This is a genomic window from Isorropodon fossajaponicum endosymbiont JTNG4 (assembly GCF_016592615.1).
Lineage (GTDB): Bacteria > Pseudomonadota > Gammaproteobacteria > PS1 > Pseudothioglobaceae > Ruthia.
The window spans coordinates 773,546-786,183 of sequence record NZ_AP013043.1 but is presented as its reverse complement, the minus strand read 5'-3'; the positions used below and the strand labels follow the sequence as shown (position 1 = coordinate 786,183).

14 protein-coding genes and 2 pseudogenes are annotated in these 12,638 nt (G+C 34.8%); 12 read left to right on the top strand and 4 right to left on the bottom strand.

Translation table 11 applies throughout. The features are described 5' to 3' along the window. Nucleotides 1-164: 164 nt before the first annotated feature. The 3 genes and pseudogenes from CVFO_RS09500 to ilvD all read right to left on the bottom strand — a co-directional run bounded on the left by CVFO_RS09500 (nucleotide 165) and on the right by ilvD (nucleotide 3,121). A pseudogene (locus CVFO_RS09500) lies at nucleotides 165-1,176 on the bottom strand (IS30 family transposase). Between the two features lie 55 nt (nucleotides 1,177-1,231). Beyond that, complete coding sequence (locus CVFO_RS04675; protein ID WP_201338918.1) at nucleotides 1,232-1,411, bottom strand: hypothetical protein; 180 nt, start codon at nucleotides 1,409-1,411, stop codon at nucleotides 1,232-1,234. Nucleotides 1,412-1,456: 45 nt separating this feature from the next. Further along, nucleotides 1,457-3,121 carry a dihydroxy-acid dehydratase gene (gene ilvD, locus CVFO_RS04670; RefSeq protein ID WP_201340408.1) on the bottom strand — a complete coding sequence of 555 codons (1,665 nt, stop codon included), beginning with the start codon at nucleotides 3,119-3,121 and terminating at the stop codon, nucleotides 1,457-1,459. Nucleotides 3,122-3,196: 75 nt separating this feature from the next. Between ilvD and CVFO_RS04665 the strand changes: the two genes are divergently transcribed. Next, nucleotides 3,197-3,619: a GNAT family N-acetyltransferase gene (locus tag CVFO_RS04665; protein ID WP_201338917.1), complete on the top strand. Its 423-nt coding sequence runs from the start codon at nucleotides 3,197-3,199 to the stop codon at nucleotides 3,617-3,619. A gap of 418 nt (nucleotides 3,620-4,037) precedes the next feature. Here CVFO_RS04665 and CVFO_RS04660 read toward each other — a convergent pair whose 3' ends face one another. Further along, nucleotides 4,038-4,238: a LamB/YcsF family protein gene (locus CVFO_RS04660; RefSeq protein WP_225879211.1), complete on the bottom strand. Its 201-nt coding sequence runs from the start codon at nucleotides 4,236-4,238 to the stop codon at nucleotides 4,038-4,040. Nucleotides 4,239-4,290: 52 nt separating this feature from the next. Between CVFO_RS04660 and CVFO_RS04655 the strand changes: the two genes are divergently transcribed. The 11 genes and pseudogenes from CVFO_RS04655 (at nucleotide 4,291) to CVFO_RS04605 (ending at nucleotide 12,630) form a co-directional block, all read left to right on the top strand. After that, nucleotides 4,291-4,944: a dUTP diphosphatase gene (locus CVFO_RS04655; protein ID WP_201338915.1), complete on the top strand. Its 654-nt coding sequence runs from the start codon at nucleotides 4,291-4,293 to the stop codon at nucleotides 4,942-4,944. Between the two features lie 214 nt (nucleotides 4,945-5,158). Continuing rightward, a complete protein-coding gene (gene selD / locus CVFO_RS04650; RefSeq protein WP_201338914.1) occupies nucleotides 5,159-6,208 on the top strand; it encodes a selenide, water dikinase SelD in 1,050 nt (349 codons plus the stop codon). Continuing rightward, entirely contained in the window at nucleotides 6,205-7,302 is a 1,098-nt protein-coding gene (mnmH, locus tag CVFO_RS04645; protein WP_201338913.1) for a tRNA 2-selenouridine(34) synthase MnmH, read from the top strand. The genes selD and mnmH overlap by 4 nt, the downstream gene beginning before the upstream one ends. Nucleotides 7,303-7,305: 3 nt before the next feature. Beyond that, a pseudogene (locus tag CVFO_RS04640) lies at nucleotides 7,306-7,923 on the top strand (NAD-dependent epimerase/dehydratase family protein); the annotation flags it as partial. A gap of 103 nt (nucleotides 7,924-8,026) precedes the next feature. Then, entirely contained in the window at nucleotides 8,027-8,209 is a 183-nt protein-coding gene (locus CVFO_RS04635) for a nucleotidyltransferase substrate binding protein (protein ID WP_201338912.1), read from the top strand. A gap of 48 nt (nucleotides 8,210-8,257) precedes the next feature. Further along, the gene (locus CVFO_RS04630; protein WP_225879210.1) at nucleotides 8,258-8,470 is read left to right on the top strand and encodes a nucleotidyltransferase domain-containing protein; all 213 of its coding nucleotides are present in this window, start codon (nucleotides 8,258-8,260) and stop codon (nucleotides 8,468-8,470) included. Nucleotides 8,471-8,559: 89 nt separating this feature from the next. Beyond that, entirely contained in the window at nucleotides 8,560-9,366 is an 807-nt protein-coding gene (locus CVFO_RS04625) for a glycosyltransferase family 2 protein (RefSeq protein ID WP_201338911.1), read from the top strand. Then, the gene (locus CVFO_RS04620) at nucleotides 9,363-10,169 is read left to right on the top strand and encodes a glycosyltransferase family 2 protein (RefSeq protein WP_201338910.1); all 807 of its coding nucleotides are present in this window, start codon (nucleotides 9,363-9,365) and stop codon (nucleotides 10,167-10,169) included. The genes CVFO_RS04625 and CVFO_RS04620 overlap by 4 nt, the downstream gene beginning before the upstream one ends. A gap of 232 nt (nucleotides 10,170-10,401) precedes the next feature. Continuing rightward, on the top strand, nucleotides 10,402-11,145 hold the full coding sequence (locus CVFO_RS04615) for a glycosyltransferase family 2 protein (protein WP_201338909.1): 744 nt from the start codon (nucleotides 10,402-10,404) through the stop codon (nucleotides 11,143-11,145). Beyond that, the gene (locus CVFO_RS04610; protein ID WP_201338908.1) at nucleotides 11,145-12,092 is read left to right on the top strand and encodes an NAD-dependent epimerase/dehydratase family protein; all 948 of its coding nucleotides are present in this window, start codon (nucleotides 11,145-11,147) and stop codon (nucleotides 12,090-12,092) included. Before CVFO_RS04615 ends, CVFO_RS04610 begins: the two co-directional genes overlap by 1 nt. After that, the gene (locus tag CVFO_RS04605; RefSeq protein ID WP_201338907.1) at nucleotides 12,076-12,630 is read left to right on the top strand and encodes a sugar transferase; all 555 of its coding nucleotides are present in this window, start codon (nucleotides 12,076-12,078) and stop codon (nucleotides 12,628-12,630) included. Before CVFO_RS04610 ends, CVFO_RS04605 begins: the two co-directional genes overlap by 17 nt. Nucleotides 12,631-12,638: the final 8 nt, after the last annotated feature.

Here is a 12,638-nt window from a genome sequence, read left to right as displayed (position 1 = left end):
CAACCCACCCAAAACCTACGCAAGGTAGAATACCAACCCATGCAAGCCCAAACTGCCTAATCACCAAGCCCGCAGACTATAACAACACTGCAAATTATGCGGCTGGTTAAAATAAAGATAAATAAAGATAACAGCTTGAATTCAACTTGCAAATGCAACACTAGTTAGTATTTTTCAGTTAAAACTCTATGCATCATATCCTGTGGTGTTTTAAAGTCAAATCTTTTTCTAGGTCTAGTGTTGAGCAACCAAGCAATTTCATCCAAATCTTTCTGGCTACAAGGAGATAAATCTACTCCCTTTGGCAAGTATTGACGGATTAAACCGTTAGTATTCTCATTAGACCCCCTTTTTGCCATGGTGCATGTGGATCAGCAAAGTAAACATCAATCTTTAAATTATCAGATAAGATAGAGTGTTGTGCCATTTCAGAGCCTCTGTCATAGGTCATAGACAGGCGTAAGAATTCAGGTATCGCTTTCATTTTTTGTTCAAACCCTTGACGTACATCAAAAGCTGACTTACTTTTCATTTTATTCAGTATTAAATAACCAGTTTTTCTTTCAACCAAGGTGCCGACACAAGGTTTGTTTTGAGAGCCTGTAATTAAATCACCTTCCCAATGTCCTGCAATCATTCTTTCATTAATGTCTTTGGGTCGGTGGCAAATAAGTTGATCCTCTTTTGGCTTTATAGTACTGTAGCTGCCACTCTTTGAACCTCGTACGCCTCGTTTAGATTTACTTCGTCGTAATGAATGAATCATGAGTTTTTTTAAGCTCACCTTTGGGGAGAGTGTAAATGTATCCGTAAATTGTTTCATGACTAATTTGCATATCTTTTTGACTTGGATAGTAGTGCTTTAATGCACCAGATATTTGTTCAGGTGACCATTGTTTGTGAACCAGCCACTCTTTGATTTGATTATACAATTAAAGTGTCTGGTGTTAGTTTTTGTGGCTTTATACAGAGTTGACGCTTGTCTTGATAACGTTTGGCTGCAGTGGTGGCACAATAATTGTTTATTGTATTAGATAGATTACGTTTTATCTCTCTAGATATGGTTGAGGGTGAACGATTGAGTAAATAGCTGATATAACGGATAGACCTTCCTTGGTTGTACTCAATCATAATGAATGCCCGTTCTTCAGGGCTTAGGTGTTGGTAGTTGTTCATAGCCACATTCCCCATGGAATGTGTTGCATTTGCAAGTTGAATTCAAGTGGTGCCTTTAGATAGGAAAGCATTTAGAGATATTCACAAAAGCAATTTTTCTAAATCCACTTAATAGTGGATATAGTATATTGCCGATTGTTTTACCCGTCATTAACTGGGTTTTAAGCGGTAATTTAGAGCCTAGTTTCATCAAGCCCATTAAAGCCCAAGTGGGTATAAATTGATGATTATCCAATTTTCATCAATGCGGCGGCCTAACCTAACTGAATAGTTAAGCGACTTAATCAGTCACTGCGCCTTCAGAGGCAGATTTAGCCAGCTTTGCAAACTTAGCCAATACCCCTTTGGTGTAGTTTGGCTTGGGTTGTTTCCAGTTAGATAGGCGTTTATCGATAATTGCCTGCTCAACTAACAGTTCTAAAATGTTGTTTTTTGCATCGATTAAGATTTCATCACCATCTTCAACCACAGCCAGTACACCACCTTTAAAGGCTTCAGGGGTGATGTGACCGACTACAAATCCATGTGTACCGCCAGAGAAGCGACCATCGGTAATAAGGGCAACTTTGCCACCTAAGCCTTTGCCCATAACTGCAGAAGTAGGGGCAAGCATTTCGCGCATACCAGGACCACCGACAGGGCCTTCATAACGAATAACGATAACGTCACCTGCTGTTATTTGGTCATTTAGAATGGCTTCAAGTGCATCCTCTTCGCGAGAAAAGCATTTTGCACTACCTTTGAAACTTAAGCCTTCTTTGCCAGTGATTTTTGCCACAGCACCATCGGTTGCAAGATTGCCACGTAAAATTCTAAGGTGTGAATCTTTTTTTATTGGGTTGTCTAGTGCTCTAATGATTTCTTGGGAATCGGCGTATGGTTGAACATTTTCTAAATTTTCAGCTAAAGTTTTACCTGTTACTGTTAGGCACTCTCCGTGCAATAGTCCTGCATCAAGTAGCATTTTCATTAGTGGCAATGTACCGCCAATTTCAACCAATTCACTCATCATGTATTTACCCGATGGTTTAAGGTCGGCAATAACGGGCACTTTTTTGCCAATACGAGTAAAGTCATCAATTTTAAGATTAACCTCAGCAGCACTTGCCATAGCAATTAAATGCAAGACAGCATTAGTTGAGCCACCCAGTGCAATAATCATGGTAATGGCATTCTCAAATGCTTTCATGGTCATGATGTCACGAGGTTTAATGTCTTTATTTAATAAATTAAGAACGGCTTGTCCAGCTTGAACGCAGTCGTTATTTTTATCATCTGAAATAGCATCTTGCGCGCTAGAATTTGGTAAACTCATGCCCAATGCCTCAATTGCTGATGCCATAGTGTTAGCCGTGTACATACCGCCACAAGAGCCGGGACCAGGAATGGCTGTTTTTTCAATATTTTCTAGTTCAATCGCATTAATTGTACGATTGGAAAATTGGCCAACTGCTTCAAAAACACTCACCACATCTGTATGATTTTTACCCGGCTGAATGGTGCCGCCATAAACAAAAATACTAGGGCGGTTAAGACGTGCCAAGCCAATAACGCAACCAGGCATATTTTTATCACAACCACCAATCGCAACCACACCGTCAAAACCTTGGCAACCAACAACAGTTTCAATTGAATCAGCAATAACTTCACGTGAGACTAAAGAGTACTTCATACCTTCAGAGCCCATAGAAATGCCATCTGAAATAGTGATAGTGTTAAAAATAATGGCTTTGCCACCTGTGGCATTGACTCCTTTTGATGCCTCGTCAGCCAATTTATTAATGTGCATATTACACGGCGTTACCATTGACCAAGTGCTTGCTATACCGACTTGAGGCTTGTTAAAGTCCTCTTTTGTAAAACCAACCGGATAAAGCATGGCACGACTTGGTGCGCGCTCAAACCCGTCAACAACTTGTGAGGAATATTTTCTTGGGTTGCACATAATTTTTCTTCGCATGATAAAAAGATTAAATTTTAGACTAAAATAGGCGTTTCATTAAACATTTGAGCCGTCAGCTTGATTAAAGCCGAACAAATTTTTACCCTAGTTAAGCCCTTTGTTAAGGAGGGTAAAATATTGCCTAGAACCAAGGCACAAATCAATGAAAATCTTGGGGATTTTGTTTGTTTGATAGATAATAATCAATTACTTGCTTGTGCAGGCCTTAAAGACTGTAAAGAGGGTGTGGGAGAGATTTATTCATTGGCAGTGTCTAAAAAAGCGCAAAAAATAGGGCTTTCATTAAAACTACTTGACAAGATTATGAAAAAAGCAAAAGCTGAAAAATTTTCCAAGGTTTTTGCATTGACTAAATACGGCACAGATTGGTTTATTAAAAATGGCTTTATCCAAATGAAAATTGCTGACTTACCCCAAAAACGCCAAGCTTTATTTAATCAAGATCGCAACTCATCAATTTTTTTTAAAGATGTTAATTAAAGATAGAATTCGTGGCTACTTGCAATATTTTTAGGCAAGTTAGAATCGATTTTATGACCAAAATAAATCAATAAGGAATGCTCACCTGCCAGAATAATTTTATGCATTTTTTAGTATTTTTAAAGCCTCTATGGAAGCAAATTGTGTCTATTTTGAAAGATTTTTTATTTAAAAAATCTTGATATTATTTGACGATGGTATGCACATTATCCAAAATAGCCCCTTTCTTCCCTCTGGGAATGGTATGTATACCATGATAACCACGATCAGCAAACACCTCATGCAATAATTGAATTTTTGTGTTTGTTTCAATGTACTTAAAATGAGCCTCGTTACCCACTTGTACAAGCAAGACTTAAGCTCTGATTAATTGCCTTAATAACATCACACATAGTATTTAGCAAAGATTCCTTGTGCGTCATATCATGGTATAGTGCACCAATTGCAGCGTTATTTTGCGTAGGCCGCCAAGTTGAATGGCTTGAACCATGCTTTTATCATCACCTGCATGCCCACCACAGGCAATATTTGCCATATCAATAAGTGGCATAATGTGTGTATCAGGATTGGGTGTTAAGCACTCGCCCAAATCACAATTAATTAATTTTTTACTTGCCAAGTGTTGCATTATAATTCTTGATATTTTTTCATATTATTATAAGGGTTTATTTTTGAGTCAAATTAAGCAAATGTTTGAATTGCAACAGCAATTAAATGACAACACCAATGGCCCTGAGTGGAGTAGTGGCATCACCAAAGATGGGCGTTATATTTCTTGGTTGCGTTGTATTTATATGGAGGCCACCGAGGCGATTGATTCGTTTAACTGGAAACATTGGAAAGATATTGAAGCAGCACATGATTTGGATAACGCTAAAGTTGAGTTGGTGGATATTTGGCATTTTATTATGTCTGAGGCCATTCATTTTGGCGATACTCAATTTGCTCAGGGTTATGAAAATACAAAGCCAGAAAGGCAGGCAAATCCAGAACTTGTGATAGAGATTTTAGAAAAACTGGTGGCTTCAGCAAGTGGCGCTAATGTAGATAAATCTCAAAATGCTTTATATGAAATCACAGCGCTTTTCTTTAAAGCACTAGCAACAATGAGTATGGATGTGCCAGAGCTTTACAAACGCTATCTTGTTAAAAATCAACTCAATACCTTTAGACAAAAACATGGCTATAAAGAAGGTACTTATATTAAGAATTGGGGCATGGTGGAAGATAACGTTATTGCCTTTCGTATCATGGAAGAGCATCCTGATTTAACACCAGAACAATTATATAAAGAATTAGAAAAAAAGTACAGCTTGGTCATATAAATCATAAGGTTATTTGCCTATATAGCCCCTGCTTAATAAGTCGCTAAATTGTATACACTTTGTTAAATTAAACCAAGAATATTAAAATTCATTCTTTGGACTAGAATGAACGCAAGTATAACGCGTCAATACTAGCACTATTAATTTGCAAAGAATACACCTGTTTTGGCGTTGCACCCTAATTTTTACCTAATCAGGGTATAATTATTCAGGTGTGAACTTATCCAGTCAAACAATTAAACTTACTGAATATAGCCATAGACAAGGTTGTGGTTGTAAAATTTCGCCCAAAATATTAGAGGCTATTTTAATATCCTCATTTGGTGAGTATAAAGATGCCAATCTTTTAGTAGGTAATGATACAAATGATGACGCTGCTGTGTATGATCTTGGTAATGGCGAGGCAATCATTAGTACAACAGATTTCTTTATGCCAATTGTAGATGATGCTTTTACTTTCGGGCGTATCGCTGCTACTAATGCTATTAGTGATATTTATGCAATGGGCGGCACACCAATTATGGCTATTGCTGTTTTTGGCTGGCCACTAGACAAGCTCCCTGTAGAGGTAGGACGACAAGTTATTGATGGTGGTAGAAGCGTATGCCATGCTGCTGGTATGGTATTGGCAGGCGGGCATAGTATTGACTCTCCTGAGCCTATTTTTGGTTTGTGCGTAACAGGACGAGTGAAGACCGAGCATTTAAAAGAAAATTCAACTGCCAGAATAGGTGATAAAATTTATTTAACCAAGCCTTTGGGTATCGGTATTTTAACCACAGCACAAAAACAGAAAAAAATTACACCGAAAGATGAAATTCAGGCAATTAAAACCATGTGTCAGTTAAATGATATTGGTGCTGATTTTGCAAAAATTGATAGCGTCAATGCAATGACTGATGTGACTGGTTTTGGCTTGGGTGGTCATTTATCTGAAGTGTGCATAGGTTCTAACGTGGCAGCAAAAATTGATTATAGCAAAGTACCCATTCTGCCTAATATTAAAGACTATCTAGCTAAGGGCTGCTCTCCAGGTGGAGCGCAGCGTAACTTTGAAAGTTATGGGCATCATTTAAGCCAAATGAATGGTGAGATGCGATCAATTATTTGTGATCCACAAACTAGTGGTGGTTTATTGATTATGGTTTCTAATAGTGCACAAGCACAATTTGACAAGGTTATGCGTTCTGCTGATCTTAACTTGGAAGCAATTGGTGAAATTGTTAAATCAAACCCTGATCAACCGATTATTCAAATGACATGAGCAGCCTTGCTCAAATAGAAGACTTTACCCAACTTTTTATTAATGACACGCCATTAATAGACACACGCGCGCCAGTTGAATTTATACAAGGTGCATTCCCACACACACAAAATTTGCCTTTGATGAGCAATGAGCAGCGAAAATTAGTAGGTACTTGTCATAAAAATAAAGGACAAGAAGAGGCTATTAAACTTGGGCATGAGTTAATACAAGGTGAAGTTAAAAAAACCAGAATAAAAACGTGGCTTGAGTTTATTAAAAGCAATCCAGATGGTGCGCTTTATTGTTTTCGTAGTGGCTTGCGTTCACAAATTACACAAAGATGGATTTTTAAAGCTTCTGGTATTGAATATCCACGTATTAAAGGGGGTTTTAAGGCTTTGCGTCGATTTTTGATTGATGAAAGTAGTCGTATTATGAATACAACAACACCCATAGTTATTGGTGGACAAACGGGTTGTGGTAAGACGCTATTTTTAAATAAAATTAAGGCAAAAATTGATTTAGAAGGCTTAGCCAATCATCGAGGTTCAGCTTTTGGCAATACCACAACAAGCCAACCTAGCCAAGTTAATTTTGAAAATGAATTGGCGATTGAATTGATTAAAAAGCAACATTACACCCATTTAATTTTTGAAGATGAAAGCTCAAATGTAGGTACAGTAAATATTCCAACTTGTATTAAAGATAAAACCGCCCAAGCTGATTTGGTTTTACTTCAAGCTAGCACGCAAGAGCGCATCATTGTTAGTATGGATGCGTACGTGATTAATATGCATCAAGATTTTATTGATCAGGATGTGATTAATGGCTTTAATAACTTTACCAATTATTGGCTGGGCAGTTTACAAAAAATTCAAAAAAGATTAGGTTTAGAGCGTTATAAGGTTATGCATAAAATGATTATTAGTGCACTTAGTCAGTATCAAACAAAGCACCAATTTGATGGTTTTTATCCTGTGATTGAAAGTTTGCTTATCGATTATTATGATCCAATGTATGACTATCAAATTAAGAAAACACACAAAAGAATTGTATTTAAAGGCAATGCTGGCGAAGTCTTGGAATATTTAAACACCCGCTTAATCTCTTGACTTGCTGGCTGTAAAACGCTTATCTTTAGCTCTTCTGCTATAACTGTGTATGGCAATCCAGAAAAACTACCTATTGCAGAAGATTCACCCATTGGTGATGTTACCAATCCATATGGTGGTTCAAAATTAATGGTTGAAAACATTCTCAAAGATATTTACAAAACAGACAACCAATGGAAAATTGGTATTTTGCGATATTTTAATCCAGTTGGTGCACATAAATCAGGGGAAATTGGTGAAAATCCTAATGGTATTCCGAATAATTTAATGCCCTATATTGCTCAAGTGGCAATAGGGAAATTGGCACAATTAAAGGTTTTTGGTGGTAATTACAACACACCTGATGGTACAGGCGTTAGAGATTATATTCATGTGGTTGATTTGGCTAAAGGACATATCAAATCATTGAATTATCTTTTTGAGCAAATAAAAGGCAAGGTTCTGACCGTAAATTTAGGCACAGGAAAAGGTCGTAGCGTGCTTGAGATGGTCAGGGCTTTTGAACAAGCAAGTGGCAAAAAAATTGACTTTGAAATAGTAGATAGGAGAGAAGGTGATATTGCTACTTGTTATGCTGATGTAGAGTTTGCTAGAAATGTATTGGACTGGTCTGAAAATTAGATATTGATGATATGTGTACTGTACTGACACTTGGCGATTTGTAAGCTACTCAAAATGAAAAATGATTTAAAATACTTTCTTATCAAGCGGGGGATTATGAAAAATGACACACGATATTTGCAACGATTTGAAAACTTTGAAAAATCTTTTAAATGATAGAAATTTGACTATTCATACTTATGATGAGGCAATGGCTAATGAAGTATTTCAAAAAATACAAGATGATTATTACGCTTTATTGCTGTTGTTACATGTAGAGTTTAAAGATAATATATGTTCGGTTTAAATAATAAAGAAATACAATTTATAAAGTCAGTATTAGAAAATAATAAGATTGAAAAATCTATTATTTTTTGGTTCGCGAACCAAAGGTAATTACAAAAAAGGAAGTGATATAGATATTGCAATTATTAGTAATGAAAGAAAGCTCGCCTATCAACTTAACGAAGAAGGTAATTTACCTTATTTCTTTGATATTATTAATTTAGAAAAAATTACCAATAAGGATTTATTGGCGCATATCAACAGAGTTGGCAAAAAGATATGAGTAATTAAAATTTTTAAAAATCAGCCCTAATCAAGCTTGTCTGTACAATTAGATATTGATGATATGTACTGATACTTGGTGATTTACAAATGAAAAGCGATTTAAAAACTAAAAAACCTTCTCTAAATAAACTGCTAATAACCGTTGTTACCGTGGTTTTTAATGGCGTTAAATTTTTAGAAGAAACCATTAAAAGCGTCATCAACCAAACTTATGACAATATTGAATACATCATTATTGATGGTGGCTCAACGGATGGAACAATAGATATTATCAAGAAATATGAAGATAAAATCGCTTATTGGGTGAGTGAGTCGGATAAAGGAATTTATGATGCTATGAATAAGGGCGTTGATGCGGCAACTGGAAATTGGATTAATTTCATGAATGCTGAAGATAAATTTTACTCTAATACAACCATAGAGAAAATATTTAACACTAAGCAATATACCACAAAAATAATATATGGTGATGTAATAATTGATTATGGTAATTTTTTAAAAGTAAAGAAGGCTAAAAATTTTAATAAATTATGGCAGGGCATGGTTTGCTCACACCAAAGCACTTTTATTGAAAGTAAATACCATAAAGAAAATAAATTTATTTTGAAGTATTCAATAGCAGGAGATTTTAATTTTTTTTATAATGTATTTAAACAAAATGATAAAACAACCTATATTCAAAATATCATTGCAATAATATCACTGGACGGGGTATCAGATATAAACAGACTTACCGCAATAAGACAGAATCATAGAATTATTAATAATCATAAATTCAACCTCAAATATAATTTATATTATTTGTACCTTTATGTAGAACAATTCATTAAAAAAATAATAAAACTATTTTTACCAAAACAAATAATTGATAGAATCAAAAAAATAAAACAATGAAAAATATAAAAGTGAGTGTTGTTATTCCTATGTATAACTCCCAGAAAACGATTAAAAATACTCTAGATTCAGTGTTAAATCAAACTTATCAAAAAAATATTGAAGTGCTGATTATTAACGACGGTTCAAGTGATGATTCTAGAAAAATAGTTGAGCAATATATAAAAAATAATCAGCACTCAAGTATCCAATTTAGATTAATTAATCAGGAAAATTCAGGTGTTTCTAAAGCGAGGAATAAGGGGATTAAGAAGGCGGTCGGAAATTGGATAGCCTTGCTTGATTCTGATGATGTTTGGCTAGTGGAAAAGCTTGAAAAACAAATGTCATTATTAAAAAAATATAAAGAAATTAAATTTTTAGGTACGAATAGAAACGGAGAGGTTTATCCATTTTTCAACAAGGTCAAAACAATATTTTATTCATTAAATGCAAAAAACATTATTTGGAAATGGTATCCAGCGACACCAACGGCTATTGTCGATAAAAAGATACTAATAGAGGTTGGTTTATATAATGAAAATTTGAAACATGGAGAAGATATTGATTTATGGCTGAGACTTATCAATATAACACCGCTTTATATTTTAAATGAAGACTTAGTTTATACAGGCAACGGAAAAAGAAGTTATGGTGTTTCTGGACTGTCAAATGATTTATTTAAAATGCATCAAGGCGAAAACCTTGCCTTAAAGGGGGCAAAGAAAAGAAAACAAATTAATTTATTTGAATACTATGGTTTTTATTTGTGGTTGTTGAGTAAATATATTAGAAGGGTGGTTATTATAAAAATAGGGTCTTAACTAGTTAAGACCCTAAAAATATTTAAATGACAAATATAAAAGAAAACCACTTCAATATATCAAAATTAATTTTAGCAATACTTAGTGTTACTACCCATTGGAATGCACTAATAAACCAAGATTTTAGTAGATATTTCTTACCATTCAGTTCTGGTGAATGTTTGTTTGTCAAAAATGAAGTTGATGGCAGTGATAAACTATTTAACATGTTCAAATTGTGGCTAAGTTGTTTATGAAACTATCAATCATAACAGTAGTCTGGAACAATAAAACCACTATAAGAGATGCTATTGATTCGGTTTTGAGCCAAAATTATCCAAATATTGAGTATATTATTATTGATGGTGGTTCTACAGATGGAACAATTGAAATTATCAAACAATGTCAAGATAAAATTGCAAAATTTGTATCTGAGCCAGATAAAGGTATTTATGATGCTATGAATAAGGGAATTGCGTTAGCAACTGGTGATATTATTGGAATTTTAAATTCCGATGATTTTTATATTAATAAATTTGTCATCCAAAAAATTATCAAAGCATTTGAAAAGAAAGTGGATTGTGTGTTTGCAGATTTGGTGTACGTTAAGCCTAATAATTTAGAAAAAGTAATTAGACGATATAATAGTCGTTATTTTAGTCCTGATAAGTTTGCTTATGGCTGGATGCCAGCCCATCCTACATTTTTTGCAAGAAAAGAGGTTTATCAAAAATATGGCATGTTTAGAACAGATTTAAAAATTGCTGCTGACTTTGATATTTTAGTACGATTTTTATATACACATAAAATTAGCTATCATTATTTGCCAGAAGTAATTGTTAAAATGCGAACAGGCGGTGTGAGTACTTCTTTAAGTAGTATTTGGATAAATAATATTGAAACCCTAAGAGTTTGTAAAGAAAACGGCATTAAAACCAATATTTTTAAAATATTATCTAAATACCCACAAAAGATAGTTGGATTGTTGAAAAAATAATGAACATATTGCTCACAGGTGCGACAGGTTTTGTAGGTCGTGCGTTGTCTCAAGAGTTGCTTAATAGAGGGTTTGATTTATCTGTTGCTGTTCGTAGAAAAACAAGTATTTTCTCTGATAAGGTTAAGCAATTTATAGTTGGGGATTTTTCTAATGAGATAGATTTTTCGCATAGTTTAGATGGTATTGATGTTGTGATTCATCTGGCAGGTAAAGCACATGTGCTTGATTCAAAGAAGGCATCAGTACTTGATGAATTTCAACAGATAAATACAAATTTGACTTTAAATTTAGCAACGCAAGCAGCTATTAGTAAAGTCAAAAGACTAATTTTTATTAGCTCTATTGGGGTTAACGGCAATAGTGGTCATGTTGCATTTACAGAAAATGACAAGCCTAATCCGCAAGAGCCTTATGCCATTAGTAAGTATGAAGCTGAGGTGGGATTGTTTGAATTGTCAAAGAAGACGGGTTTAGAGGTGGTTATCATTCGTCCGCCATTAGTTTATGGTATTAATGCACCTGGTAATTTTGGCAGATTAATTAATTGGGCAAGTTCAAAATTTTTAATGCCCTTGCCATTGGGGCTGGTTAAAAACACTCGCTCTTTAATAGCACTTGATAATTTGGTGGATTTTATGATTACTTGTATGAGTCATAAAAAAGCTCCAAATGAAGTTTTTTTAATTTCTGATGGGCGGGATTTATCTACCACGCAATTACTTAGAAAAATTGCAAAAGCCTTTGGTAGGGAACCATATTTATTGCCAATTCCTGTAGGGTTTATGGTTTTTATGGCTAATTTATTGGGTAAAAAATCAGATGCAATTCGCCTATTTTCATCACTTCAAGTAGACAGTTCTAAGGCAAGGGATTTATTAGGTTGGCAACCTGTTGTTACTACGGATGAAGCACTTAAGGGGATAGCAAATGAAAAGAGGGTTTGATTTGTTATTGGTTATAATTTGTGCTTCGTTGTTGCCGATTATTGTAGTGGCTATTTTAGTTAAATTAACCTCAAAAGGTGACGCACTTTATTGGTCAGATAGAGTCGGAAAAAATAATGTTATTTTTAATATGCCAAAGTTTCGCACAATGAGAATAAATACCCCTGCTATAGCAACACATTTATTGCAAAATCCAGGCGAATATTTAACCCCAATAGGTGGATTTTTGCGACGTACAAGTTTGGATGAATTGCCACAATTATATTCAATCTTAAAGGGCGATATGAGCTTTGTAGGACCGCGGCCTGCACTGTTTAACCAAGAGGATTTAATTGACTTGCGTACTGAAAAAGGCGTGAATAAATTATTACCAGGTGTGACGGGTTGGGCGCAAGTTAATGGGCGAGATGAGTTGTCAATTATTGATAAAGTTAGTTTAGATGTAGAATATGCAACTTATCAGTCATTTTGGTTTGATATAAGAATATTGTGGATGACTTTTTTAAAAGTTATTAAACGAGAAGGTGTGTCTCATTAGAGGTGCTT